Annotated in this window: 26 protein-coding genes; 21 read left to right on the forward strand and 5 right to left on the reverse strand. The window is 66.6% G+C overall.

The window, feature by feature from the left end:
• The 4 genes from VN706_11530 to VN706_11545 all read left to right on the forward strand — a co-directional run bounded on the left by VN706_11530 (window position 1) and on the right by VN706_11545 (window position 3,812).
• Entirely contained in the window at window positions 1-1,191 is a 1,191-nt protein-coding gene (locus VN706_11530; protein HXT16254.1) for a type IV pilus twitching motility protein PilT, read from the forward strand.
• A 182-nt stretch (window positions 1,192-1,373) separates the two neighbouring features.
• A complete protein-coding gene (locus VN706_11535) occupies window positions 1,374-2,273 on the forward strand; it encodes a dihydrodipicolinate synthase family protein (protein HXT16255.1) in 900 nt (299 codons plus the stop codon).
• A 4-nt stretch (window positions 2,274-2,277) separates the two neighbouring features.
• Window positions 2,278-3,333 carry a M28 family peptidase gene (locus tag VN706_11540; protein HXT16256.1) on the forward strand — a complete coding sequence of 352 codons (1,056 nt, stop codon included), beginning with the start codon at window positions 2,278-2,280 and terminating at the stop codon, window positions 3,331-3,333.
• Window positions 3,324-3,812 (forward strand): DUF456 domain-containing protein, encoded by a 489-nt coding sequence (locus tag VN706_11545; GenBank protein ID HXT16257.1) that lies wholly within the window; start codon window positions 3,324-3,326, stop codon window positions 3,810-3,812. Before VN706_11540 ends, VN706_11545 begins: the two co-directional genes overlap by 10 nt.
• A 16-nt stretch (window positions 3,813-3,828) precedes the next feature.
• Here VN706_11545 and VN706_11550 read toward each other — a convergent pair whose 3' ends face one another.
• Both VN706_11550 and VN706_11555 read right to left on the reverse strand, forming a co-directional pair.
• On the reverse strand, window positions 3,829-4,320 hold the full coding sequence (locus VN706_11550; protein ID HXT16258.1) for a DinB family protein: 492 nt from the start codon (window positions 4,318-4,320) through the stop codon (window positions 3,829-3,831).
• Window positions 4,317-4,790, reverse strand: a complete 474-nt coding sequence (locus VN706_11555; protein ID HXT16259.1) for an SRPBCC domain-containing protein — start codon at window positions 4,788-4,790, stop codon at window positions 4,317-4,319. The genes VN706_11550 and VN706_11555 overlap by 4 nt, the downstream gene beginning before the upstream one ends.
• 92 nt (window positions 4,791-4,882) lie before the next feature.
• Between VN706_11555 and VN706_11560 the strand changes: the two genes are divergently transcribed.
• The 7 genes from VN706_11560 to VN706_11590 all read left to right on the forward strand — a co-directional run bounded on the left by VN706_11560 (window position 4,883) and on the right by VN706_11590 (window position 9,957).
• Window positions 4,883-5,176, forward strand: coding sequence for a hypothetical protein (locus VN706_11560; protein HXT16260.1), 294 nt, complete (start codon window positions 4,883-4,885; stop codon window positions 5,174-5,176).
• Between the two features lie 194 nt (window positions 5,177-5,370).
• Complete coding sequence (locus VN706_11565; protein ID HXT16261.1) at window positions 5,371-6,651, forward strand: adenylosuccinate synthase; 1,281 nt, start codon at window positions 5,371-5,373, stop codon at window positions 6,649-6,651.
• 129 nt (window positions 6,652-6,780) lie between these two features.
• Window positions 6,781-7,803 carry a YpdA family putative bacillithiol disulfide reductase gene (locus VN706_11570; protein ID HXT16262.1) on the forward strand — a complete coding sequence of 341 codons (1,023 nt, stop codon included), beginning with the start codon at window positions 6,781-6,783 and terminating at the stop codon, window positions 7,801-7,803.
• Window positions 7,804-7,820: 17 nt separating this feature from the next.
• Complete coding sequence (locus VN706_11575; GenBank protein ID HXT16263.1) at window positions 7,821-8,069, forward strand: hypothetical protein; 249 nt, start codon at window positions 7,821-7,823, stop codon at window positions 8,067-8,069.
• A gap of 274 nt (window positions 8,070-8,343) precedes the next feature.
• On the forward strand, window positions 8,344-8,892 hold the full coding sequence (locus VN706_11580) for a sigma-70 family RNA polymerase sigma factor (GenBank protein ID HXT16264.1): 549 nt from the start codon (window positions 8,344-8,346) through the stop codon (window positions 8,890-8,892).
• The gene (locus tag VN706_11585) at window positions 8,889-9,299 is read left to right on the forward strand and encodes a hypothetical protein (protein ID HXT16265.1); all 411 of its coding nucleotides are present in this window, start codon (window positions 8,889-8,891) and stop codon (window positions 9,297-9,299) included. Before VN706_11580 ends, VN706_11585 begins: the two co-directional genes overlap by 4 nt.
• Before the next feature lie 10 nt (window positions 9,300-9,309).
• A complete protein-coding gene (locus VN706_11590) occupies window positions 9,310-9,957 on the forward strand; it encodes a hypothetical protein (protein HXT16266.1) in 648 nt (215 codons plus the stop codon).
• Here VN706_11590 and VN706_11595 read toward each other — a convergent pair.
• Window positions 9,954-10,361, reverse strand: coding sequence for a PIN domain-containing protein (locus VN706_11595; GenBank protein ID HXT16267.1), 408 nt, complete (start codon window positions 10,359-10,361; stop codon window positions 9,954-9,956). The genes VN706_11590 and VN706_11595 overlap by 4 nt on opposite strands.
• Window positions 10,345-10,752, reverse strand: a complete 408-nt coding sequence (locus VN706_11600; protein ID HXT16268.1) for a hypothetical protein — start codon at window positions 10,750-10,752, stop codon at window positions 10,345-10,347. The genes VN706_11595 and VN706_11600 overlap by 17 nt, the downstream gene beginning before the upstream one ends.
• A 169-nt stretch (window positions 10,753-10,921) precedes the next feature.
• Here VN706_11600 and VN706_11605 point away from each other — a divergent pair, with 169 nt between their 5' ends.
• Together VN706_11605 and VN706_11610 are read left to right on the forward strand one after the other, a co-directional pair.
• Entirely contained in the window at window positions 10,922-12,271 is a 1,350-nt protein-coding gene (locus VN706_11605; protein HXT16269.1) for a glycine--tRNA ligase, read from the forward strand.
• Window positions 12,268-13,797, forward strand: coding sequence for a hypothetical protein (locus VN706_11610; protein ID HXT16270.1), 1,530 nt, complete (start codon window positions 12,268-12,270; stop codon window positions 13,795-13,797). The genes VN706_11605 and VN706_11610 overlap by 4 nt, the downstream gene beginning before the upstream one ends.
• A gap of 223 nt (window positions 13,798-14,020) precedes the next feature.
• Here VN706_11610 and VN706_11615 read toward each other — a convergent pair whose 3' ends face one another.
• Window positions 14,021-16,441, reverse strand: a complete 2,421-nt coding sequence (locus tag VN706_11615; protein HXT16271.1) for an ABC transporter permease — start codon at window positions 16,439-16,441, stop codon at window positions 14,021-14,023.
• Between the two features lie 54 nt (window positions 16,442-16,495).
• Between VN706_11615 and VN706_11620 the strand changes: the two genes are divergently transcribed.
• The 8 genes from VN706_11620 to VN706_11655 are packed head-to-tail and all read left to right on the forward strand — an operon-like array spanning window position 16,496 to window position 24,373.
• Window positions 16,496-17,191 carry an SDR family oxidoreductase gene (locus VN706_11620; protein ID HXT16272.1) on the forward strand — a complete coding sequence of 232 codons (696 nt, stop codon included), beginning with the start codon at window positions 16,496-16,498 and terminating at the stop codon, window positions 17,189-17,191.
• A gap of 47 nt (window positions 17,192-17,238) precedes the next feature.
• Entirely contained in the window at window positions 17,239-18,555 is a 1,317-nt protein-coding gene (locus tag VN706_11625; protein ID HXT16273.1) for a GAF domain-containing sensor histidine kinase, read from the forward strand.
• A 7-nt stretch (window positions 18,556-18,562) separates the two neighbouring features.
• Window positions 18,563-18,844 carry a hypothetical protein gene (locus VN706_11630; protein HXT16274.1) on the forward strand — a complete coding sequence of 94 codons (282 nt, stop codon included), beginning with the start codon at window positions 18,563-18,565 and terminating at the stop codon, window positions 18,842-18,844.
• A complete protein-coding gene (locus VN706_11635) occupies window positions 18,841-19,173 on the forward strand; it encodes a hypothetical protein (protein ID HXT16275.1) in 333 nt (110 codons plus the stop codon). The genes VN706_11630 and VN706_11635 overlap by 4 nt, the downstream gene beginning before the upstream one ends.
• A 10-nt stretch (window positions 19,174-19,183) precedes the next feature.
• A complete protein-coding gene (locus VN706_11640) occupies window positions 19,184-20,203 on the forward strand; it encodes a MoxR family ATPase (GenBank protein HXT16276.1) in 1,020 nt (339 codons plus the stop codon).
• Window positions 20,200-21,069: a DUF58 domain-containing protein gene (locus VN706_11645; GenBank protein HXT16277.1), complete on the forward strand. Its 870-nt coding sequence runs from the start codon at window positions 20,200-20,202 to the stop codon at window positions 21,067-21,069. The genes VN706_11640 and VN706_11645 overlap by 4 nt, the downstream gene beginning before the upstream one ends.
• The gene (locus VN706_11650) at window positions 21,066-22,337 is read left to right on the forward strand and encodes a BatA domain-containing protein (protein ID HXT16278.1); all 1,272 of its coding nucleotides are present in this window, start codon (window positions 21,066-21,068) and stop codon (window positions 22,335-22,337) included. Before VN706_11645 ends, VN706_11650 begins: the two co-directional genes overlap by 4 nt.
• A complete protein-coding gene (locus VN706_11655) occupies window positions 22,334-24,373 on the forward strand; it encodes a DUF4175 family protein (GenBank protein ID HXT16279.1) in 2,040 nt (679 codons plus the stop codon). The genes VN706_11650 and VN706_11655 overlap by 4 nt, the downstream gene beginning before the upstream one ends.
• Window positions 24,374-24,376: the final 3 nt, after the last annotated feature.

A 24,376-nucleotide genomic window follows, 5' to 3' on the forward strand; every position in this document is an offset into this window, starting at 1 on the left:
ATGGAAAAAATCATCAAGGCAGCGGTGGACCGCGGCGCATCGGACCTGCACATCAAGGCCGGCGACGTCTTTCGCGCGCGCATTCACGGCGATCTCGTGCCGCTCACCAAGCAGACGCTCACGCCGGAACAGACGCGCGCGATCGCGCTGCACCTCATGTCCAACGAGGACGACAAGGCGCGCATCGACAAACTGCTCGACTACGATTGCTCGTGGGCCGCCGCCGGCATCGGACGCTTCCGCGTGAACATGATGAAGCAGCGCGGATCGTTTTCGATCATCATGCGCGTCATTCCGTGGGAGATTCCGTCGTTCGAGAAGCTTGGTCTGCCGCAATCGCTCGCGAAGATCTCGGAAGCCGAGCGCGGCATGATCCTCGTCACCGGCGTCACCGGGTCGGGCAAGTCGAGCACCATGGCAGCGATGATCGATTGGATCAACCGCTCGGTGAACGGCCACATTCTCACGCTCGAGAATCCGATCGAGTTCCTGCACAAGGACAAGAACTGCTCGGTGACCCAGCGCGAGATCGGCAGCGACACGACCGATTTCAAGATGGGCCTGCGCGCCGCGCTGCGTCAGGACCCCGACGTGATCATGATCGGCGAGCTGCGCGATGCCGAGACGATCGACACCGCGCTCAAGGCGGCCGAGACCGGACACCTGCTCATGTCCACCCTGCACACGCCGGATGCGACGAGCACCATCATGCGCATGATGGCCATGTTCCCGCCCGAAGAGCAGGAAGTCGTACGCGTGCGACTCGCCGAGTCGCTGACGGCGGTGATCTCGCAGCGCTTGCTGCCGACGAAGAACGGCAAAGGCCGCGCGGTCGCGGCCGAGATCATGGTCAACACGCCGTCGATCAAAGATCTCATTCTCGACGGCACGCGACTCGGCGAGATCAAGGATTTCATCGCCGAGGGACGCGAGCAGTACGGCATGCAGACGTTCGACCAGTGTCTGACCGATCTCGTCACGAGCGGTGTCGTGACGTTCGAGACGGCCAAGTCGGCGGCGAGCAACCCGTCGGACTTCGAGCTCAAGCTCAAAATGTTCTCGCGCCTGTCGCAGACCGTGAAGATGGAGGACATTCCGCCGGACGAGCCGTCTGTCCTGGAGCCGATCCAGACCGACGAGCCGGCGCTGGAAGGCATTCAGACGGGTGGGCTGGATTTTCTGAATCAGTGATTCATGTCATCGGGAGGGTGCTTGTCATCCCGAGCGTGCTTGTCATCCCGAGCGCAGCGAGGGATCTTTCATCCTGGTAGAGTGACTTGCCCCTCTACCGGGACAGTAGATTCCTCGCTCCGCTCGGAATGACAGCGCTTCGCTCGGAATGACAGCGCTTCGCTTGGAATGACAAGGCCACAATGACAAACAAATCGCTCGAAGGGGTTCTCGCCCCGGTCGTCAGCACGTTCTACAAGGAATCAGGCGAGCTCGATTGCGCCGCCTTCGCCGCGAACGCTCGCGCGCACCTCGCCGCCGGAATGAACGGGATCGTCGTCACCGGCTCAACGGGTGAAGCCGCATTGCTCGACTTCGATGAGCGTGCCTCGCTCGTCGACGTCGCGCGCGAAATGGTGCCGCGTGAGAAGTGGCTCATCGTCGGCACCGGCGCCGAGTCGACGCGGACGTGCGTAAAGCAGACGCGCGATGCGGCCGAGCGCGGCGCGGATGCGGTGCTCGTCGTTGCGCCGCACTACTATGCGTCGGCGATGACCGGCCCCGCGCTCATGCAGCACTACTGGCGGGTCGCGGAAGAGAGCTCAGTCCCCGTCATCCTCTACAACATTCCGAAGTACATGCACTTCGCGCTCGCGCCGAACCTCGTCAGCGAGCTTGCGGCGCACCCGAACGTGATCGGCATCAAGGACAGCTCGGGCAACCGCGAGCTGTTTTCGTCGTACATGAACATCCAGTCCGCGAAGTTCGCCGTGCTCGACGGCAACGCGCAGCTCTTCCAGCATGCGATGGAATCCGGCGCGCGCGGCGGCATTCTCGCGGCGGCGCTCTTCGCGCCCGCGCTCTGCGTTGAGATCTACGAAGCGGTGAAGCGCGGCGACGCCGCTGCCGCCACCGCGGCCCAGTCGCGTCTCACGCCGCTCGGCGCCAAGATCGTTGGCGAGTTGGGTGTGGCGGGCGTGAAGGCGGCCATGGACCGCGTGGGATTGTCGGGCGGGCCGGTGCGCTCGCCGCTCGTGTCGCTCGACGCCGAGCAGGGCGAGATCGTGGAAGGACTGCTCAAGTCGGAGCTCGTCGGCGCCTGAGTCCGTGAGCGACGGCGCCGCGCATCTCGCCCGTCTGGGCGGCCTCAGTCGCCCGACGGGGAGCGCGGCCTGCGCCGATGCGCGCCGGTACTGCGGTGACGTCCTCGCCCCGCTCGGGTTCGTCATTCAAGAACACTCATTTGAGTATTCTCAATTCATCGGCCGGTGGGCCGCGCCGGCCATTGGGCTCGTCGCGGGAATGGCGGCGACGCTCTGGTACGCCGCCGGCTCGATCAGCGCGAGTCAAGCCTTGGGGATCGCAGTCGCGCTCGCGATGGCGACTTGGGCCATGCCGTTACGCGGCGTTCTGCGCGGACGCATCCTTCGCGCGACCGGCACCAATCTTTTCGCCACGCGTGGCGAGCCGCGCGTATGGCTCGTGGCGCACATCGACTCCAAGTGGCAGCCGGTCTCGATGCTCGTTCGCGTCGCCGGTGTGCTGCTCCTGGTCGTCGGCATCATCGCGGTGATCGTCTCGTCCACGATTGGTGGATCGTTCGGCGGGCCCGCGCTCATCGTCGCCTGGATCGGTGCCTTGCCTCTCATGCTGTCCGTCGTCGGCGCGCGCAACCACGGAACGCTCGACAACGCGAGCGGTGTCGCGGCCGTGCTCGAGGCGGCCGCGCTCATCCCGCCGACGTGTGCCATTGGCATCGCGATCACGGATGCCGAGGAGCTCGCGCTCGCCGGCGCAACGGCGTGGACGCGCGATGCAAAGCCCGGCATCGCTCTCAATTGCGACAGCGTCGACGATGACGGGCCACTGGTCGTGATGTACTCCGGCCGGTCCCCGCGCGAGATCATCTCGCGGCTCGAGCAGGCCGCTACGGCGCACGACGAACCGATGCGAATCATGCGCCTCATCCCGGGCATTCTGACGGACCACGTCCCGCTCGCGCACGCCGGCTGGCGCACCGTGACACTCAGCCGGGGCACGATTCGTACGCTACAGAGAATTCACACGTCGCGCGACACGCTCGCCCACATGAGTGGACGCGGCATCGCCGGCGCCGCGCAGGTCCTCGCTCGCGCCGCAACGGAGCTCTCGCAATGCAAGTGATCCTTCTCGCCGCCATCGCGCTGCTCGGTCTCGTGATGATCCCGTTCGGGCTGCCGGGCACGCTCGTGATGTTCTGCGGCGCGCTTGGCTACTACCTGCTCGTGCCTGGCAGCATCAGCCTGATCTCGCTCATCGGCCTCGGCGTGTTGATGGCGGGCGCCGAAGGAATGGACTGGGTGTTGACCGCGCGCTTCACGAAGAAGTACGGCGGCTCTCGCCGCGCGGGATGGGGTGCCATCATCGGCGGCATGATCGGGGCATTTCTCGGCGTACCGGTGCCGGTTGTCGGTTCGATCATCGGCGCGTTTGCCGGCGCCTTCGTCGGCGCGTTCGTATTCGAGTGGAGTCGCGAAGGGAAACACACCACCGCCGCGCGCGTGGCGTGGGGCGCGCTGATCGGACGCGCCGCCGCCGCCGCGCTCAAGGTCGCCGTCGGATTCGTCATGGCGGTGTGGATGATCGCGGCGGCCATGTTCTAACGCTTCGACTGTTGGGCTACATCCACGGCTCGTCCGCCGTCGGTCCGTAAATCGACGGCACCTTCGCCTGCATTCCGCGCAGGTAGATCGACAGCTGCCCGCGGTGATGCACGCTGTCCAGCAGCATGAACCACACGAGATCCGCGATCTTCACCGGGCCCAGCTGCTTCGGCGCCGTGAAGAACGTGACCGTTTCATCGAACTGCGATTCACTCGCCTTGGCGAGCGCGTCGCGAACGGCGGCAGTCGACGTGTCGAACGCGGCGCGCACCTCGTCGAGCGTTGCGGGCGCCGTCCGAGGCTGCGGCGGCGGCCACTGCCACTGGTTGGTGAGCGCCGCGGCGATCCCTCCCTGCCCGAGCGAAAAAATGTACGCGACTTCGCGCGCCGTCTTCGTGTTCGGCGACGGACGGAACTCCGCCTGATCGGCGGGCAGGGCGTGCAGCACACGTCGCGTCGTCGCATTCTCGCGCGTCCACACGTCGGTGAATTGCTCGAGGCGATTCATGCCGCGCCTCCTTCGATGTCGGCGGCGAATTTCTCCATGATGCTCGTCCAGCCTCCGTTGTGGCTGTCCCGCTGCTTGTCGGTGGCGAAGCCTTCGTGGCGCAACACGACTTCGGTGCTGGCGCCACGCTCGTGGAACTCGAGCGTGACGACGCTGTTCTGCACGTCGCTCTGATCGTCCCAGCTCCAGGTATAGACGACGCGCTTGGGCGGATCCACCTCGCGGTACACGCCCGACACCTTGTGCTCGGTGCCGTTGGGTTCGCGCATGTGAATGCGATACCCGCCCCCGACGCGCAAGTCGATTTCGGCGAACGAAACCGTCAGCGGACCCGGCGCATGCCAGCGCTTCAGCTCTTCCGCTTTCGTCCACGCGTCGAAGACGCGCTGCCGCGGCGCGCGGATGGTGCGCCGGACTTCGAGGGACGGCGCCGCGCTGTTTTTTTCGCCGAGTGGGGTCGAGGTGGCCATGGAGACTCCGGTGAGGGTGAGGAGATGTCGTCGGCGACGTCTTCGAGATATGCCGCGAGCAACGCGAGCTCGGATTCCCAGAACGCGCGATAGTGCTCGATCCACTCGAGCGCGGTGCGCATGGGTGCGGGTGTGAGGCGAACGCGGCGGACGCGTCCGTCGCGCTGCACGTCGGCGAGCCCGGCACTCCGCAACACGTGCACGTGCTTCGAGACGGCAGGGAGCGTCATGTCGAAGCGGGCGGCGAGCTCCTTGATCGTGCGCTCGCCCAGCGCGAGCCGGGACAGGATTTCGCGCCGCGTGGGATCGGACAGTGCACCGAACGTGGCGTCCAGGGCGTGTTGGTGATGGTAAACCATATGGTTTACTATCGCGCGCAGGCGTGAAAAACGCAAGAGGAACCGGTGGCCGACCTGATGGCTCGCCGGCGTCCTCGCAGGAGTCCTCGCGGGCGTCCCCCATTCCCAATTCAGACGTAGCGCGTAGATTCAATCAACGCCCCGGGCAACGCCGCGGGGCGTATTTTTTTGCCCGTCGTTTTTTGTCGTTGCCCAGCGCCCATCGCCCACCGCCCATCGCCATGTTCACCCAATCGAACCGCACCGTAGTCGTCGTCGGCGCTCAGTGGGGCGACGAAGGAAAGGGCAAGCTCGTCGACGTGCTCGCCGAGCGTGCCGATTGGGTCGTGCGGTATCAGGGCGGCGCGAACGCCGGGCACACGGTCGACCTCGGTGACCATTCGTTCGTGCTGCATCAGATCCCGAGCGGCATCCTCCACGAAGGAGTCCGCTGCGCGATCGGCAACGGCGTCGTGCTCGACCCGGACACGCTCTTTACGGAAATCGACGAGCTGGTGCGCGATGGCATCGACGTCGAGGGCCGCCTGTACGTCAGCGATCGCGCGCATCTCGTGCTGCCGTACCACAAGGTCATCGACGCCGAGAGCTCGCACTCGCAGTCACTGGGCACCACGGGGCGCGGCATCGGGCCCGCGTACGAAGACAAGATCGCGCGGCGCGGCGTGCGCGTCCTCGACCTGCGCAATCGCGAGCGGCTGCGCGAGCTCGTGTCACGCGGCGTCGAACGCGCGAACGCACAGCTCGCGGGCTTCGGCTCGAAGACGCGCGCCGACACGGACCAAACGGTCGAGCTTCTCGGACGCTTGGCGGAGCGACTGCTCCCTCTGGCCGAAGACGTTGGCTTGAAGGTGCATCGCGCGCAGAAGAGCGGCGCCGCCGTGCTGCTCGAGGGCGCACAAGGGTCGTTGCTCGACGTCGATCACGGCACGTATCCGTTCGTGACGTCGAGCAGCACGACGGCAGGCGGCGCGTCGACCGGCGTCGGCATCGCGCCAACGTCGATCGACGCGGTGCTCGGCGTCGTGAAAGCGTACACCACGCGTGTCGGTACGGGCCCGCTGCCCACGGAAATGGACGAGGCCATGGGCGGACGCGTGCGCAAGCTCGGCAACGAATTCGGCGCGACGACCGGCCGCGCACGCCGCTGCGGCTGGTTCGACGCCGTCGTGGTACGGTACGCCACGCGCATCAACGGTCTCACCGATCTCGCGGTGACGAAGCTCGACGTGCTCGACACGCTCGAGCGCATCGCGATCTGCACCGGCTACGAGTGCGACGGCGAAGTGCACACGGAATTCCCGGGTGACGTGACGATGCTGGAGCAGGTGGCGCCGCGCTACGAGTGGATGGAGGGGTGGCAGCAGTCGACCGCGGGCGCGCGCAAGCTGGATGATCTCCCGCCGAAGGCGCGAGCATATGTCGATCGCATGCAGGAGCTGATCGAATCGCGGGTGACCTACGTGAGCGTCGGGACGAGGCGTGATCAGATTATTGGGTTGTGACGTCATCCTCGCGAGCGCAGCGAGGGTTGTCATCCTCGCGAGCGCAGCGAGACGAGGATCTGCTCTTATGAACGCTCGCCACCACAAACAGATCCTCGACGCGCCTTCGCTTCGCTGCGGCTTGCGAGGATGACAACGAGTCCCGTCGACCTCCTCATCATCGGCGCCGGCCCGTGCGGCCTCGCGGCCGCGATCTCCGCCCAGCGCGCCGGCCTCTCCGCCGTCGTGATCGACGCGCATTCCGTCGTCAGCACGATCACGCAGTACCCCTACTACGTCCGCTTCTTCTCCACCGCCGAGAAGCTGTCGCTCGGCGGTTTGCCGTTCGTCATCGCGACCGAGAAGCCGAGCCGTCGCGACGCGCTCGCGTACTACCGCGCCGTCGTGACGCACTTCGACGTCACCGTGCGCCAGTACGAGCGTGTGACGGCGATCGAGCGCAGCGGCGACGGCTTTGTGGTGCACTCCGATTCGCGCGCCGAGGGCGTACGCCGCACCGAGGCGCGCGCCGTCGTCGTCGCGACGGGATACTTTGGCTCGCCGAATTATTTGCGCGTGCCGGGCGAAGATTTGCCGCACGTGTCGCACGTGTACCGCGAGGGACACGAAGCCTTCGACCAGGACGTCGTCGTGGTCGGCGGCGGCAACTCGGCGGCCGAGGCGGCGTTGGATTTGTGGCGCTCGGGCGCGCGGGTGACGCTGGTGCACTTTCTCGAAACATTCGACAAGAAGATCAAGCCGTGGGTGCTGCCCGATTTTCTGAATCGCGAGAAGGAAGGGAGCATCACGGCGCGATGGGCGTCGCGCGTCACGTCGATCGAGCGCGGCGCGGTGCGGATCATGTCGCCCCGCGGTGAGGAAACTCTAAAGGCCGGCTTCGTCTATGTGATGACCGGCTTCGCGCCGAATACGCAGCTGCTGCGTGCGGCGGGTGTGCCGATCGACGCGGTGACGGGAATTCCCCAGCACGATTCCGAGACGCTCGAGACGAGCGTGCCGAACCTGTTCATCGCCGGCGTCGTCGTGGCGGGCTTCGACGCGAACAAGGTGTTCATCGAGAACGGGCGCTATCACGGCGACAAGATCGTGGCGCGGCTGCTCGGCAAGCATGCGCCGCCCGAGCCCAGGTTGAGCGCGGAGCTGGATACCTGACGTTTGTCGAATGGAAGATGGAGGAGCGTGTCGAAGGCATCCTCCTTCGCCCGCGCGGCCACGTCGATGCGAAGTTGTCGTGGGCGGATACGGCTCGCGACATGGCGGCGAATGCCGAGGATTGGAGCGCGTGGGACGCGGTCGCGTCGGATGGCCTCGATGACCTCCCATGGGACGCACGTGGCACGAAGCGCGTTGCGGAGGATTCCGCGGAGCACCACGCGCCGGTCGCCGGCCGGAGGCCGCGCAAAAAGAAGCGCACATGAGGCGCTACGAAGTGCGTTGGACGTCGCTCGACCCAACGACCGGCGCCGACATGGCCAAGACCCGGCCGGTCGTCATCATCAGCCTCGACGTCCTCAACGAGCGGTTGCAAACGGTCGTGGTCTGTCCGCTCACGACGCAGCTGCACCCGGCATGGCGATCGCGCATAGGCGGCTCATCACCGAGATGTACGGCGAACAGCGCGCCGGACTTGGCTGGCTCGAATTCCCTTCGAGCGTGCTGTCATATGGATCCGACGCCGAGGCCACTCAATAGATGCCACGCTCGTTCGAGGTCCACGTCGCGATGGAACGCCAGGAGCTCGAGCGCGAGCTGGAGCGGTTGCACGCGGAGAGCTGGGGTTGGGCGCTCGCGTGCGCGGGGCGGCGTCGTGACGTCGCCGAGGACGCGCTTCAGACGGCGTACGTTCGCGTGCTCTCGGGCGCCGCGCGGCCTTCTGGCGGATCGAGCCTTCGCACGTGGTTGTTCGGAGTAATTCGTTTGACGGTGATGGAAGAACTGCGGCGCGAGCGCGTCGCCGACGAGCGGCGAGATCCTGAGGCGACGATCGATGCCGTCGATCCCGCGCCGCGGCCGGACACATCGGCGGAACATGCCGAGCGATCGGCGGCGCTGCGGGCAGGACTGTCGACGTTGTCGCCGCGCCAGCGAGAGGTGTTACAGCTCGTGTTCTATCACGGCATGACGATCGAAGAGGCGGCCGTGGTGATGCGCGTATCGCTCGGCTCGGCGCGGACGCACTATGAGCGCGGCAAGAAGTCACTCGCGGCGGCGGTGGCGAGCCTGCAGGGAGATTTGCGATGAATCATCACGACCAGTACGACGACGATTTGCTTGCGCATTTCCAGGCGACGCGGCGCGCCGACGGCGAGCGAGCGCCGGACTTCGCGGACATGTGGCGTGAAGCAGAGGATCGCGCGCAGCGCACGCAACGAATGCAGCGAGCGCAGCGAACGCATCGAACCCGGCGCGCACGATGGATCGCGCTGGCGGCGGGTGTCGGTATCGCCGCGTCAGCGCTCGCGATCGTCCACGTTCGTCGCGCGCGCACGGCGGAGTTCGAGATCAAGCCCGAGGTGCTGAACTGGCAGGCGCCGACGGACGTGTTTCTACAGATGGCGCGGTCGAACATCCCGGCGACGCCAACGATTCTGGAATCGGCGCTCGACGACGCGGCCATCATCTCTGGGCGCGGCGCTTCTTCAAAATGAGGAAAGTATAATGAAACGACATCTCGTAGTCGTGTGGTGCGTGTCGCTGTCGGCGACGGCGGCGGCCGGCGCGCAGGGACGCGGAAGCCGACAGGTTGAGCTTGGCGGTCCGCCGCGCGGACCCCGGTGCATCAATCCCAACATGGAAGCCGGCGTGCAGATCACCAAAGGGCCGCCGGTCGCCGAGCAGTATGGTGTCGATCCGGCGAATGGAGTGATCGTCATTCGGCCCGCGGGCGACGCGAACCTGTATATCCAGCCGTGCTCGAATTTCCCGGCGGCCGACGATCCGTTCGGCAAGTTTCTCTTCGCGCCGGACTTCGTGATGAGTCATCAACAGGCGATCAACTTGTCGGAGGCTCAACAAAAGACGATCAAGGACGCGGTGGTTTATGCGCAAGTCGCGCTCGCCACCGCGCAGATGAAGACCGCGGGCGAAGTCGAGAAGCTGCAGTCGATGATGCAGCCGACGACGGTCGACGAGGCGCGCGTGCTCGATCAGGTCGATCGCGTGCTCGCCCTGGAGCGCGACATCAAGCGCGCGCAGCTCAGCTTGATGATTCGCGTGAAGAACACGCTGACCGCGCAACAGCAGGACGCGCTCGCGAACCTCCGGCCGACCACCTACCGCTACAACGTTCCGCGCGATCGCGATTAGTCGAGCAGGGTGAACCCCGCCGTTTCGAAGTGACGATCGAACGCGAACGCCTGCTTGATCCGTTCGCGGCGCATGAGCTCGAAGCTCACAGCGTCCGTAAGCGAAAATCGCTGGTCGACAAAGCGACGCAGCCAGCGGCCGATGGCTTCACCGACGAGCGCCGAGTCGACGGGAAGCCATTCGTACACTGGATCGTCGAGCAGGGCGGTGACGGCGCGACGAGCATCGTCACCGCCGCGAAGATACAGCAGGTGCGCGTGCAGTTCGGCGAGCACCAGCATGGTGCCGGCGTAGCGTACGCCGCTCCGGGCGTTGGCGCGCTGGGTGCGAATGGCGCGGGAATGCCATTGGTCGCGTGGGTTGGCGAGCGCGAGGAGCGCGCTCGTGTCAACGAGAACGCGCACCGCGCCCGGGGCCGCGCTTGCGCGGCCGTTTCGCTTCTCTCAACTCCTTCGGCTCGCCCGATTGCGCTGACGGCACCAATTCGCTCGGCGACTCGGCCACCGCGGTGACGCTGCGCTCGTAGGCGTCGTATCCGCCGCCGTACAGGTAGTCGTCGGCGCGTTCGGAGAGATCCGGCGGCCCGTCGACATCCTTGGACATCGTGATGAGTAGTTCCATACCGGATACACGGTTCGGCGCGCGAAGCTGCTCCGCCAACGCCCACAGTCCGCGACGGAACAGTTCCGTGCGCGACAGGCCGGTCTCGTGAGCGAGATCGTCGAGCAACGCGCGGTCCCGGTCACCGAGATAGACGACCGCCTGTTCGCGGACGCGCTTCGGCGTAGCTGACATAACGTACTCCTCAAGTGTACATGTACATCATACATGTGTTCGTTCCCGGGGTCAAGACGAACATCGCCCCGCGCGCAGGCATGATCGGTTCCGCGCGCCTCCAACACGCCATCGTCCCGGAGCAATCGGTATCAATCGCTTGCCCGCCCGGCTGGCTTAGTTTTCGAGGATGCCCAACCAACCCGACGTCCTCGAAAAACTCGTGTCCCTGTGCAAGCGCCGCGGATTCATCTTCCAGTCGTCCGAGATCTATGGCGGCGCGGGATCGGTGTGGGACTACGGGCCGCTCGGCGTCGAGCTCAAGAAGAACCTGAAGGACAAGTGGTGGAATGCCATGGTCCGCGCCCGCGACGACATCGCGGGCCTGGACGCGGCCATCCTCATGCATCCGCGCGTGTGGGAGGCCAGCGGTCACGTTGCCGGCTTCAGCGACCCCCTCATCGACTGCAAGAACTGTAAAAAGCGCTTCCGCGCCGACGATCCGAAGATCAAGGGAACGCCGGGGACCCCGGACGCGCAGTGCCCCGCGTGCGGCATGAAGGGCACGCTGTCCGAGCCGCGCATGTTCAACCTGAAGTTCAAGACGTTCATCGGCCCCGTCGAAGACTCGGCGTCCGTCGCGTACCTGCGCCCGGAGACGGCCCAGGGCATTTATGTGAATTTTCTAAACGTCCAGCAGTCGACGCGGCAGAAGGTGCCGTTCGGCATCGCGCAGATCGGCAAGGCGTTTCGCAACGAGATCACGCCGGGGAATTTCATTTTCCGCACGCGCGAGTTCGAGCAGATGGAGATGCAGTTCTTCGTCGAGCCCGGCACCGACATGCACTGGTTCGAGTACTGGAAAGAGCAGCGCATGAACTGGCACAAGTCGCTCGGGATCGATCCGGCACGGCTGCTGTTCCATCAACACACCCCGGACGAGCTGGCGCACTACGCCCGCGCCGCGTTCGACATCCAGTTCGATTTTGGCGGCACGCTCGATTTCCAGGAAATCGAGGGCGTGCACAATCGCGGCGACTTCGACCTGACGCGGCACCAGGAGTACTCGGGCAAGAAGCTCGAATACTTCGATCAGCCGAACAATCGGCGCTACGTGCCATTCGTCGTCGAAACGTCGGTGGGTGCCGATCGCACCACGCTCGCGGTGCTCGTGAACGGGTATCGCGAAGAGAAAGTCGAAGGGGAAGACGAAGGGCGCACGGTGCTCGGGCTGCATCCCTCGCTCGCGCCGATCAAGGCCGGCGTGTTTCCGCTCGTCAAGAAAGACGGCATGCCGGAGTTCGCGGAGAAGCTGACCAACGAGCTGCGTGCACACTTTCCGGTGTTCTACGACGAGTCGGGCGCGATTGGCCGCCGCTATCGCCGCCAGGACGAAGTTGGAACGCCGTACTGCATCACGGTCGACGGGCAGACGACGCAGGATCAAACCGTGACGCTGCGCGATCGCGATACGCTCAAACAGGAACGGGTCGCCGCTGGCCGCGTTGCCGAGATCATCCGCGCTCGTATCGCGACGTGAGCCCGGTGGCTGCCGGCGCGTTGACGCTCGAGCGTTTGCGGGGCGAGGGTGAGGCATTCTTCACCGAAATCTCGCGCGAATATTATCTCGCCCACGCGGGGCTCAAGGCGACCGCGGATCTTCAGCCGATCTACGTGAAGTACGCCGACATTCTCGGCCCCGACGCGCTGGCGTTCACGCTCGACATGTTTCGCGGCTCGACCGAGGGCAGCGAGGAGCATCGCTCGGCGCGGCTGCTGCTCGACTGGACGGCCGAGTCACAGAGCTCGCGCCAGCTGGTGTCGCTCGACGAGCGTGAGATCGCGTGGGAGGGAAGCGCGGTCGTCGACGTCGATCAGGGCCGGCGCATTCAGTACGAGGCGGTCTCGATCGAGATGGCGAATGCCGCGGACCGACGTGACCGGCACGCGATCGAGGCGGCGCGCGCGAAGCTCGTCCAGTCCGGGTTGGCGCCAATCCGCCGCGAACGCACGCAGCGCGAGCGCGACATCACCGAGCAGCTGGGCCTCGCAGCGGGGTACAACCAGACGTGGGAGCTGCTGAGCGGCATCTCGCTCGACGGACTCCGAGCCGAGTGCGAGCAGTTCCTGCGCGATACGGATGCGTTGTGGAACGAGGTATTGCCGGAGTTCGCCAAGCGCGTGCTCGGCATGACGCCGGCCGAGTTGACGCGCGCCGATGCACTGGCCCTGTTCCGGGCGCGCGAGTTCGACGCGTACTTCCCGCCGGCGCGGATGGAGGAATCGATCGCGCGGCAGGTGCGCGAGATGGGCGTCGATCCGCTCGCGTCGGGGCGCGTGATTCTCGACACCAGCGAGCGCGAAGGGAAGCGCGGCCGCGCGTTCTGCTCGCCGGTGCGCATTCCGGACGAGGTGTATCTGGTCTTGCGGCCGCACGGCGGCCAGTCGGACTGGACCACGTTTCTGCACGAGCTGGGACACGCGCTCCACTTCGCGTACATGCGTCCCGACCTGGCGTTCGAGTATCGCTGCCTGGGCGACAGCTCGATCACGGAAGGCTATGCGATGCTGTTCGACCACCGCATGGAGGACGCGGGGTGGCTCAAACGGTACACGGAGCTCGGGGCGACGAACCTACAGCCGTTCGTGCGTGCGTCGGGATTCGAGGAGCTGCATTTCCTGCGCCGGTATTGCGCAAAGTTGATTTATGAAGTTCAAATGTACGCGACGGACGACTGGAACACGGTGCCCGATCTCTACGTCGACGTGCTGACGTCGGCGACGACGTTTCGCTACGACCGCGCGGACGCCTTCGTCGACGTCGATGCGCGGTTCTATGCGGCGCGCTATCTCCGCGCGTGGCAGTTGCAGGCGCTGATCAACGAAACGCTCGTCGAACGCTACGATATGGATTGGTGGCGCAATCCGCGCGCGGGGCCGTGGATCTGTTCGGCGTTGTTTGGTGAAGGGCAGCGCGAGTTGGCGCACGAGCAGGCGCAGCGCGTGGCGGGGAAGCCGTTGTCGTTTGCGCCGCTGGTGCGGGCGGTGGAGCGGATGCTGGGGTAGGGCAGCGCAGTCACCCCGCGCGGAGGCGCGTGGCGCTCCGCCTTTTGTCATCCCGAGCGGAGGCGCGTAGCGCCGGAGTCGAGGGACCCCCGTCCCGACGGAGAAGCCGTACGGAGCGCTCCGCTGAGCCAGGGGTCCTTCGTTGCGCTCCGCTCAGGACGACACAGGAAAATGATGCTCGTTCACGATGACAAACGAGCTGCACCTACAATTGCGGGTGCACCTACTCCAACCGCATCGCCGTCAGCGGATCGACCCGCGACGCTCGCACCGCCGGTACCAAGCTCGCCGTCAACGCCGCGAGCACGATCAGCGTCGTGACGCCAATCCATGTCGCCGGATCGTGCACGCCGATGCCGTACAGCATGCCTGCCACGAATCGCGTGAGCAGCGACGCCGCGACGAGGCCGACTGCCACGCCCGTCGCCGCGAGCTTCGCGGCGTCCCACAACACCATGCGCGTGACGTCGCCGCCCTTCGCGCCCAACGCCATGCGAATACCGAGCTCGCGCGTTCGCTGCGCGACGCCGTACGACATCACGCCGTACACACCGGCCGACGAGAGCAGCGTCGCGAGAATCGCGAACACGGCGAGGAGCGACAGCGTGAGCTTGCGTGCCTGGAGCGATTCGGACATCACCTGCTCCATCGATTCCAGCTGCGCGATCGGTTGATTCGGCGCGATGTCGTGAATGACCTGGCGCACTGAGGGCACCAGGGCCTCGGGATCGCCCTGCGTCGCGACGAGCATCGTCATGTTGCCCAGCTGCCACGGCTGCTGCGCGGCCGGAACGTAAATGCCCGGGGACGGCGTGCCCTCGAGCCCCGCTTCGCGAATGTCGGCCGCGACGCCGACGATCGTCGCCGGCTTGTCGGTCCACGGCATCAACTGGTGGCCAATCGGATTGTCGGTGAAATACTTCTTCGCGAACGTTTCGTTGATCACCACCACCGGTTGCTGCCCAAGGACGTCGGCGTCGGTGATACCGCGGCCCGACTTGATCGTGATGCCGAACGTCCGGAAAAAGTCGGAGCCGACCACACGGAACTCGCCGAACGGCTGCCGCGTCGGATCCGTCTCCGTCGGCCTTCCCACGATTTCGAAGCTGCCGTTCGTCCCCCAGCTTTGCGCCGGCAGAAGCGAGATCATCGACACGCTGCGCACGCCTGGAATCGCGCGCAGACGATCCGTCACCGGGCCGAAGAATCCAGTGTAGCGCGCGCTGTCACCGAACTGTCCCGTGGGCGCCGACACCTTGAACGTCAGCAGGCGATCGGTCTTGAAACCCGGATCGGTATTCACGACGGCGACGAACGCGCGAACCACGAGTCCCGCACCAATCAGCAGGACCACCGAGAGCGCGATCTCCGTGGCGATGAACGTGTTGAGCGTGCGATGCTGCCGCCGGCTCGTGCCGCCGCGGCCCGCGGTCTCGGTGAGATCCTGCCGGAGATCGACGTCGCTCGAGCGCAGCGCCGGCACGATGCCGAACACGATTCCCGTGACGCACGAAACGCCGAACGCGAACAACAAGACGCTGGCATTGAGATGGACCGTCTCCGCCCGCGGGAGCGCGGCCGCGGCATAGGTGAGAATTGCGTGCAGTCCCCAGTAGGCCACGAGTAAGCCGAGCAACCCGCCGCTCACGGCGAGCAGGATGCTTTCCGTCAACAGCTGTCGAACGAGCCGTGCGCGCTCGGCGCCGAGCGCGGTGCGAATTGCCACCTCACGCGTGCGACCGGCGGCACGCGCGAGCAACAGATTCGCGACGTTCGCGCATGCGATGAGCAGCACCATGCCCACCGCGCCGAGCAGCAGCATGAGCGTCGGGCGAACGCGGCCGACAACAATGGTGTTGAGCGGCACCATCTGCAGCAGGCGATCCTTCTGCTGATCGGGAAAATCGCGCGCGAGCTGTTTGGCGAGTGGATCGAGCCGCGCGTTCGCGGCGACCGAGTCGATGCCCGGCCTGAGCCGCCCGACGACCTGCAGCCAATGACTGCCGCGCTGCTTGAGATTATCGGGCGTGAACACGAGCGGCACCCACACGTCGTTGTGCGAGGCGGAGATCGGGAAATCGAACGTCGACGGCATGACGCCGATCACGGTGAACGCCCGATTGTCGAGTGAGATCGTTTGGCCGATGAGGTGTGGATCGCCCGCGTAGCGTCGGCGCCAGAAGCCTTCGCTCAGAATGGCGACGTCGTGTCCGGCCTGATCTTCGCCAGGCGCGAAGGTGCGGCCGATCAACGGCCGCGATCCGAGCACATCGAAGAACTCGGCGGTCGCGCGGACCTGTTTCACACGTTCGGGCTGGCCAGTGCCGCCGAGGTCGGCGCCGCCGCCATTGTACGCGGCCATCGATACGAACGCCGTGTTCCGTGCCTTGATGTCGAGGTAATTGGGCACCGACACCGACCCGAGGCCGCGCTTGCCGTTGTAGATCCCGGCTTCGTACAGCTTGGCGAGATGCGATGGATCGCGATACGGCAGCGACTCCAGCAGGACGGCCCGAACGACGGTGAAGATCGCGGTGTTGGCGCCGATGCCGAGGGCCAGGCAGAGGATCGCGATGGCGGTGGTGCCGCGCTGCTTGCGGAGCGAACGCGCGGCGAAGCGGAGGTCCTGGAGAAGCGTGTCCATGCATTCACCGACAAGGAAAACCGGAAAAAGGTTGGACCCGAGTACATTCCTTACATGCCCCTACCTCTGGCCGTCGTCACCGGTGCATCGCGCGGCATTGGCCGGGCTATCGCGCTGCGCTTGTGCTCCCAGTACGAGATCGTCGCGGTTGCGCGATCGGACGACGAGCTGGAGTCGCTGGCGCAGGACATCGAGAACTTAGGCGGTGCGTGCCGGCCGCGCACGGTCGACATCACCGATCCCGAAGCGGTTCGCGCCGCCCTTGGCGACATCGAAGCGAAAGTCCTCGTCAACAACGCCGGCGTCGGGGTCATCAAGCCGCTGATGGAGATGAGCCGCGACGAATGGCGGCGGATGGTCGACGTCAACGTCAACGCACTCTTCGACGTCACACGCACCGTGCTGCCGGGCATGCTGCGGCTCGGACCCGGGGGACACGTCGTCGTCATCGGTTCGATCGCGGGACGGAGCGCCTTCGTGGGCGGCACCTGCTACACCGGCACCAAGGCGGCCGTACAGTCGTTCACCGAATGTCTCATGCTCGAGCTTCGCGAGCATGGCATCAAGGTGTCGGTGGTGAATCCGGGCGGCGTCGCGTCCGACTTCGGCAGCGGCGGCTTCGGCGATCAGAGCTTGAAGCTCAAGCCCGAGGACGTCGCCGACGCCGTCGCGAAGGTCATCGACACGCCGCCCGACGTGCTGATCCACCGCGTGGAAGTCCGCACGCTCACCGTACCCAAGAAGAACTGAATTCGGTAGTTTCCGAGCGGTAATCGACGCACCATCCAGCAACACACATGTCGACGAGCTCGAACTCCGAACGCATTCGCACGCCGGAAGAGCCGGCGGATGTCGGACTCCGCGAGTTGATGGCGGTCCGGGAGGTGGCGCACGCCTTCCACACCGCCAAGCGGCCGGAAGAGGTGTTCCAGATCGCGCTCGACCGGGTGAGCCCGCTGATCGGCGCCACGTTCGCGTGTGTCTTCGCGGTCGGCGAGGGCGAGGACAACATGCACCTGGCCGCGGTGCACAACTGGCCGCAGCGCTACGCCAAGTTTCTTCGGCAGATGCGCGTGCGGCTGGGCGCGGGCCCCAGCGGACAAGCGGCGAGCGAACGCAAGTTGATCGAAGTACCGGACGTGTTCGCGGACGCCGGCGCGGGCGATTGGCAGGAAGTCGCGATGGAGCTCGGATTCCGGTCGATCGTCGCGCTGCCGCTGCAAGCCGGCGACACGGTGCTCGGCGCCCTGACGTTTTACTTCGCTTCGCCGCGCGCGATCGGACCCGACTCACGGCATTTGATGCGGATCGTCGCCGATCAGATGGCGGCATCGGCCGAGAAGGCGCGCTTGATCCAGAATCTGGAACAAGCGAACGCGGCGCTCAGCACGAGCAACGCGGAGCTCGAGCGGCAATACGCCGATCTCCTCGAAGCGCGGCGCGTCAAGGATGAATTCCTCTCGAACATCTCACACGAGCTGCGCACGCCGCTCACGGCCGTGATCGGCTACATTTCGCTCATGCAGGAAGGGCTTGCCGGTCCCATGACCGACGAGCAGCAGAACACGCTCGATCAGGTCAAGGGGTCGAGCGAGCAGCTGCTCTCGCTGATCGGCGATCTGCTCCAGCTCACGGCGCTCAAGCGCGGCGACGTCGAGGCGGCCTTCTCGGACGTCGATCCGCGGCAGCCGCTGCGCGATGCGGTGGCCGCGACCACGCCGCGCGACGGCGTGACGCTCGACGTGCGCGAGCCGAGCGACGTGCCGATGATGCGTACTGATGCGCGGCTCGTGACGCGAACGTTGCGCGCGCTGCTCGACAACGCGGTCAAGTTCACGCGTGAAGGGAGCGTTCACGCGTCGCTGCACGTCGACGGCGATCGGGTCGCGTACGTGATCGAGGATACGGGAATCGGTATCCCCGAGGACGCGCACCGGTTGGTGTTCGAGGAGTTTCGGCAGGTGGATGGTTCGACCACACGCGAGTTCGGCGGCTCGGGACTTGGTCTCGCGCTCGCTCGGCGGCTTGCGCGGATGCTGCACGGAGACATTTCGTTGACGTCGTCGCCCGGTCAGGGCTCGACGTTCCGGTTGGAGTTACCACTGAGGTCGTGATACACGCATGCACAGCGCACAAACCCTTCAGGAAACTGTCACGAGCCTGAGCGGCGACGAAGTCGTGTCGCGCGCCAAGGCCTTCTTCTCGAATCGTCCGACGCTGTATGCGGCGTTCATCGATCGCGAAGGTCCGAGCTTCGTGTCGTTTCGCGGCCAGGGCACGGAAGAGCTGGTGATCGGCGTCGCGCCGGCTGATGGTGGTGGCACGCGCGTCACCGGATCCACGTACCTCTTCGACATGCAGGTGTCGCGTTTCTTCGCGACGCTGCCGCCGGTGGGCGCGTGATGAAGGCGCCGTTCGTCTCGAACCTTCGCGCGCGCAAATCGACGATCACCCTCGCGCCCGAGGGCGCCGCGGACGCGATCACCATCCGCGTCGAGATGCCTGAAGTGTGGGACGTCGTGCGCATCGTCGTGCTGCCCACCGACAGCGTGCTCGAGGTGAAACAGCGCGCGCTCGCCGCGTTGTATCCCGAGAGCGACGTCCTCGAGGAGTTCGTGCTCAAGCTGCGCGGCTGGGTCGTGCTCGACGAGATGGCGTCGCTGGCGGACGCCGGCGTCGTGAACGGATCGATCCTGCTGCTGACGCACCGCCGGCGCCGGCCGGTGCGGTAGCCGCTCGCGCATGGCGGCCGTACCGGCAACACTCCTGTCACGACGGGACGCGCTGGTGGCGGCCGCGGGGCGGCTGCGCGCCGAAGTACGGCGTCGCATCGTCGGTCAGGAGCAAGTGCTCGACGAGCTGCTCGCGGCGCTCATCGCCGGCGGCCACGCGCTGCTCGTCGGCGTTCCGGGACTTGCAAAAACTCTAATGGTCCGCTCGCTCGCCGAAGCGGTCCATCTCGATTTCCGGCGCATTCAGTTCACGCCCGATCTCGTGCCGAGCGACATCACGGGCACCGAGATTCTGGAAGAAGACTCGGCGACGGGCGGCCGCAGCTTTCGCTTCGTGCGCGGGCCGATCTTCGCCAACATCGTGCTCGCCGACGAGATCAACCGCGCGCCGCCGCGCACGCAGGCCGCGCTGCTCGAAGCGATGCAGGAGCATAGCGTGACCGCGAGCGGCGACACGATGCGCCTGCCCGAACCGTTCTTCGTGCTCGCGACGCAGAATCCAATCGAGCAGGAAGGCACTTACCCGCTGCCCGAAGCGCAGCTCGATCGCTTTCTGTTCGACATTCGCGTCGGCTACCCGCGCGAGGATGAAGAAATCGCCATTCTCCGCAGCACGACCGGCGTGAACAGCGAGTCGATCGCACCGGTACTCGGCGCCGACGAGCTGCTTGCGCTCCAACAGCTCGCACGCGAAGTCGTCGCGAGCGAATCGGTGCTGCGGTACGCGGCCGCACTGGTGCGCGCGACGCGTCCCGATGAATCCGCCGCGCCCGAGCTGGTGCACCAGTACGTTCGCTGGGGCGCCGGTCCGCGCGCCGGCCAATCGCTGGTGCTTGGCGCCAAGGCCAACGCGCTGCTCGACGGGCGACTCGCCGTGTCGCCGACCGACATCAAGCGCGTTGCGCGTCCGGTGTTGCGGCACCGCGTGCTGCCGAACTTCGCCGCCGAAGCCGAGGGCGTGAACGTGGAACGGATCATCGAGGACTTGCTGGCGCGTATCGAGCCGCCGCGCAGCGACATTCGCGTGTGACCATCACCCGGTACGGCGCGCTCCTCGACGCCGTGCGCGGCGTGCGCTGGCCGGCGCGGCACGCGGTGTCGAGCGCGGTGGTCGGAGCGCATCACTCCCGAACGCGCGGGACGTCGGCCGAGTTCACGGAGTATCGCTTGTATCGGCAGGGCGATGATCCGCGGCGTCTCGATTGGCGGCTGCTCGCGCGGAGCGATCGCGCCTACATCCGCCTCGCGAACGATCGCGCGGTGCTTCCGACGATGATCCTGCTCGACACGTCGGCCTCGATGGCCTATCCGATTCTGTCGCGTCTCAAATGGATTCACGCGCAGAATCTTTCCGTGGGACTTTCCGCGGTCGCTCACGCGGAGGGCGACCCGGTCGGCGTCGCATTGCACGATGCACGCGGGCACGTTCGCGTGCTGCCACCGCGCACACGACGCAGCGTCGTCGACGAGATCGCGCGCGTCGTGGACGCGGCAGATCCCGACGGACTCGAGCCGCTCGCGCCCGTGCTCGCCGCGCTGCGTGCACCGCGGATCGTCATCGTCACCGACATGCTCGGCGATTCGGACGACATGCTGCGCGCCGCGCGTGTGCACATCGTTGGAGGCGGAGAAGTGCATCTCGCGCACGTCGTCGCCGAAGAGGAGCTCGAACCGCCGCGCCGTACGCTGCTGGCCGCCGATCCCGAGCTGCCGGGCGTGCAGCGTTTGCTCGCCGATGCGTCGCGCCGAGACTATCAGAATGCGTTCGGCGAATGGCGCGCCGAGATCGCGCGTCTCTGGCGGGCGGCGGGCGCGGCGTACACTGAAGTGGTGACCGATGAGCCGGCGTCGCACGCGGTGCGCCGCATCGCCGGCGGGGTCGGAGTGGCGTCGTGAGCTGGTTGCTTCCATCGGCCCTTGGCGTTGGCGCGGCTGCGCTCATCGGTCTCGTGGCCGTGCACTTCATTGCGCGCAGCAGACCGATCGCCGAGCCGCTGCCGACGGCGCGATTCATTCCGGAGCGCGCGATTCGTGCGCGCACGCGCTCCTACGCATTGAGCGACATCGTGTTGTTGCTGCTGCGCGCGCTGGCGATTGTCGCGATCTGTGCCGCCGTTGCCGCGCCGGCGTTCTCGACGACGCATGGGCGAACGGCGCGCGTGATCGTCGCCGATCGATCGCGCGACGTCGCGAGCATCGGAGAAGTGCGAGACAGCGTTCGCGCGCTCGCGCGCGCCGGTGACGTCATCGTACCGCTCGACAGCGCCGCGAGCCGTCGCGTGCGTGCCACGGATTCGCTGGTCCAGAGCGATGCGCGCGGTTCGCTCTCGGCAGGATTCGCCGAGGCGATGCGCGCCGGGGCGGAGTTGGCGCGCGCGAACGATTCTCTCGAGCTGATCGTGGTCTCGCCGTTCGCGCGCGAGGAGATTGATCATGCGACCGCACGAATTCGCGCCGCATGGCCAGGGCGGGTGCGGTTGGTTCGTGTCGCACCTCGTCCGATCGCCAGCGCTGGCACGGTGCCGCGCGTCGAGATCAGAGCCGATACGAACGACGCGGTCGCCGCCGGGCTTGCGCTTGCCGGCTTTGTTTCAACTGACGGCGCCGCGACCGTTCGCGTCGTGCGCGACAAGCTGACGACGGCCGATTCCGCGTGGGCGACCGCGAGCGGTCACGTACTCGTGCACTGGCCGGTCGCGGAGGCCGACGCCGATTGGCCGACGCGTCGTACGATCGACGCGATCGGCGGCGTCGTCTCGACGAGCGGTGTGCTCGTCGCACGCTTGCCGCGTTTGTGGGTGCTGAATGGGACGGCGATCGCGCGCTGGGCCGATGGTGAGATCGCCGCGATGGAGCGTCCAACGGGCGGCGGCTGTATTCGCCACGTTGGCGTGTTGATTGATGAATCGAGCGACGTGACGTTGCGACCGCCGTTCCGGGACTTCGCGCGCGGCTTGCTTGCACCGTGCGGCGGCGACGCAACGTTCGCGGTTGCTGATTCCACAACGCTCATATCGCTTGGCGGCGCCGGCCCGCTCGCGCCGGCAGCCCAGCTCCGCGACGACGGGACTCGCTCGCGGTGGACGCCGTGGCTGCTGGCGTTCGGCGCGCTGGTGCTGATCGCCGAGCTCGCGGTGCGTCGCGGACCGGCGCGGACGACATGAGCGTCTTCGCACGGCTGCGCATGGTGCGCGTGATTCTCGGCGTTGGTATTACCGTGCGCGCGGTCGCGTGGGGGATCGTCGCCGCGCTGTCGCTGGTCGCCGGCGCGGCGATCGCCGATGCGTTCGTCGATCTGTCGGTGGGTTCGCGACGGTCGCTGCTGCTCATCGCGGTGGCGTCGGCGGTGATCACGGCCGCGGCGCTCGCATGGCGCGACCGCCGCGTGTCGTCGCTGCTGCGCGTCGCGCTGTGGATCGAGGAGCGAGAACCGGCGTTGCAGTTCGCGCTCGCGTCGGCGGTGGAGACGGGAGACGAGCGTCTCGTTCGCGCGGGCGGGAGCGATCGGTGGACGCGAAGCGCCATTCGTCGCGCGCTTCGGGCCGTTGCGATTCCGCTTGCCGCTGGAATCGCCGCGGTCGTCGTCTTGTTCGCCCTGCCTGCGGGCGCGGTAGCTCGAATTCGATCGCCGCGCGCCGGCGACGCTCTCGCGCGCGGGGGCCCGCGCCCGCCGGGCGCGTCGCGGCTGTCGCCGCTGATCGCGCGCCTCCAGCCGCCGGCGTACACCGACAGCGCGGCGACGACGATCGACGACCCCGCGGACTTGCGCGTCGTCGTCGGCAGCACTGTCGTGCTGGAAGGACGCGGCGATGCGGCGGGAATTGTCGCGATCACCGGCGGCGATGCCCTCGCCGCGTCATCGCACGGCGATCGCTGGTCAGTCACGGTTCGTGTTTCGAAACCTCTGACAGTTCGCCTGCGCGACGGGCCGGATCAGCGTCTCGTCGCGATCGAGCCGATCGCGGACAATCCGCCCACGGTGACGCTCACCGCACCGGCGCACGATTCGGTGCTTCGCGCCGCGCGCGGCCGTCTGATCCTGTCGGCCGACGTGAGCGACGATTTCGGACTCGCGAGCGCCGCGTTCGAATACATCGTGAGCTCCGGCGAAGGCGAAACGTTCACATTCAAATCCGGAACGCTTGGCGCGCGGCCCTTGCACGGAGCACGCGCGACGTTCGTCGCGTCGCTGCCATTCGACTCGTTGCCGCTCAAGCCGGGCGACATCGTGCACCTGCGCGCGGTGGCGCGCGACGCGAACAACGTCACTGGTCCCGGCATCGGTGCATCGGAAACACGAACGATTCGCATCGCACGCGCCGATGAGTACGACTCGGTGGCCGTCGATGCCGTGCCGCCCAGCGAGGCGGACAAGAGCTTGATCAGCGAGCGAATGCTGATCCAGCTCGCCGCAGCGCTCGAGAAGCGGCGCCCGTCGCTCGCGCGCGACACGCTCGTCCGCGAATCGCACTCGATCGCCGTCGATCAAAAGCGGTTGCGCCGCACCGTCGGCGAGATCGTGTTCTCGCGACTTGGCGAGCCGACGGGCGAAGAGCATACCGACGACGAATCGCCCGCCCGCGCGAAATCGATGGAAGAGTTGATCGCGCGCGCCGACTCGGCGACCAATCGCTCGACCGATCCGATCGACTTCGCCGGTGGTGAGAGCCCGGTCGTCGCGACGAACAAGCCGTTGCTCGAGGCGTACAATGCGATGTGGGACGCGAGCACCGAGCTCGAGCTCGGGCAGCCCGGCCGCGCGCTGCCGCACATGCGTCTCGCGCTCGCCGCGATTCAACGCGCGCGGCAAGCCGAGCGTCTCTATTTACGCGGACAGCCGCCACCGGTGGTGATCGATCTCGCGAAGGTGCGGCTTACGGGCAAGGACAAGGGCGGGTCGAGCGCGCGGCGCCCGTTGACCGCGGTGGATTCCACGCGCGTCATGTTGACGACGCGGCTGCTGCGCATTGCCGAGCTCTCGGCGCGCGATACCCGAGCGGCACTCGACTCCTTGCTCGTGCTGCGCATCGCGGCGTTGTCGGTCGAGCCGGCGTTTGCGACGGCGGTGGGCGATGCCGCCACGGCGATGCGTTCCGGCAACGGCGTCCGTGCGACCACCGCCTTCGTGCGAGCACGCCGCGCGCTGGCCGGCGCGCCGGCCGCGCGCGACTCGCTGTCGCGCTGGGGACTGATGCCATGAAAC

The organism is Gemmatimonadaceae bacterium (genome assembly GCA_035606695.1).
Taxonomy (GTDB): domain Bacteria; phylum Gemmatimonadota; class Gemmatimonadetes; order Gemmatimonadales; family Gemmatimonadaceae; genus JAQBQB01.

What these genes read in the sequence shown, in the direction of transcription:
- VN706_11530 (HXT16254.1), top strand. Translation starts at nt 1, where the DNA reads ATGGAAAAAATCATCAAGGCAGCGGTGGACCGCGGCGCATCGGACCTG.
- VN706_11535 (HXT16255.1), top strand. Translation starts at nt 1,374, where the DNA reads ATGACAAACAAATCGCTCGAAGGGGTTCTCGCCCCGGTCGTCAGCACG.
- VN706_11545 (HXT16257.1), top strand. Translation starts at nt 3,324, where the DNA reads ATGCAAGTGATCCTTCTCGCCGCCATCGCGCTGCTCGGTCTCGTGATG.
- VN706_11550 (HXT16258.1), bottom strand. Translation starts at nt 4,320, where the DNA reads ATGAATCGCCTCGAGCAATTCACCGACGTGTGGACGCGCGAGAATGCG.
- VN706_11555 (HXT16259.1), bottom strand. Translation starts at nt 4,790, where the DNA reads ATGGCCACCTCGACCCCACTCGGCGAAAAAAACAGCGCGGCGCCGTCC.
- VN706_11565 (HXT16261.1), top strand. Translation starts at nt 5,371, where the DNA reads ATGTTCACCCAATCGAACCGCACCGTAGTCGTCGTCGGCGCTCAGTGG.
- VN706_11570 (HXT16262.1), top strand. Translation starts at nt 6,781, where the DNA reads ATGACAACGAGTCCCGTCGACCTCCTCATCATCGGCGCCGGCCCGTGC.
- VN706_11575 (HXT16263.1), top strand. Translation starts at nt 7,821, where the DNA reads ATGGAGGAGCGTGTCGAAGGCATCCTCCTTCGCCCGCGCGGCCACGTC.
- VN706_11580 (HXT16264.1), top strand. Translation starts at nt 8,344, where the DNA reads ATGCCACGCTCGTTCGAGGTCCACGTCGCGATGGAACGCCAGGAGCTC.
- VN706_11585 (HXT16265.1), top strand. Translation starts at nt 8,889, where the DNA reads ATGAATCATCACGACCAGTACGACGACGATTTGCTTGCGCATTTCCAG.
- VN706_11590 (HXT16266.1), top strand. Translation starts at nt 9,310, where the DNA reads ATGAAACGACATCTCGTAGTCGTGTGGTGCGTGTCGCTGTCGGCGACG.
- VN706_11600 (HXT16268.1), bottom strand. Translation starts at nt 10,752, where the DNA reads ATGTCAGCTACGCCGAAGCGCGTCCGCGAACAGGCGGTCGTCTATCTC.
- VN706_11605 (HXT16269.1), top strand. Translation starts at nt 10,922, where the DNA reads ATGCCCAACCAACCCGACGTCCTCGAAAAACTCGTGTCCCTGTGCAAG.
- VN706_11615 (HXT16271.1), bottom strand. Translation starts at nt 16,441, where the DNA reads ATGGACACGCTTCTCCAGGACCTCCGCTTCGCCGCGCGTTCGCTCCGC.
- VN706_11620 (HXT16272.1), top strand. Translation starts at nt 16,496, where the DNA reads ATGCCCCTACCTCTGGCCGTCGTCACCGGTGCATCGCGCGGCATTGGC.
- VN706_11625 (HXT16273.1), top strand. Translation starts at nt 17,239, where the DNA reads ATGTCGACGAGCTCGAACTCCGAACGCATTCGCACGCCGGAAGAGCCG.
- VN706_11630 (HXT16274.1), top strand. Translation starts at nt 18,563, where the DNA reads ATGCACAGCGCACAAACCCTTCAGGAAACTGTCACGAGCCTGAGCGGC.
- VN706_11640 (HXT16276.1), top strand. Translation starts at nt 19,184, where the DNA reads ATGGCGGCCGTACCGGCAACACTCCTGTCACGACGGGACGCGCTGGTG.
- VN706_11655 (HXT16279.1), top strand. Translation starts at nt 22,334, where the DNA reads ATGAGCGTCTTCGCACGGCTGCGCATGGTGCGCGTGATTCTCGGCGTT.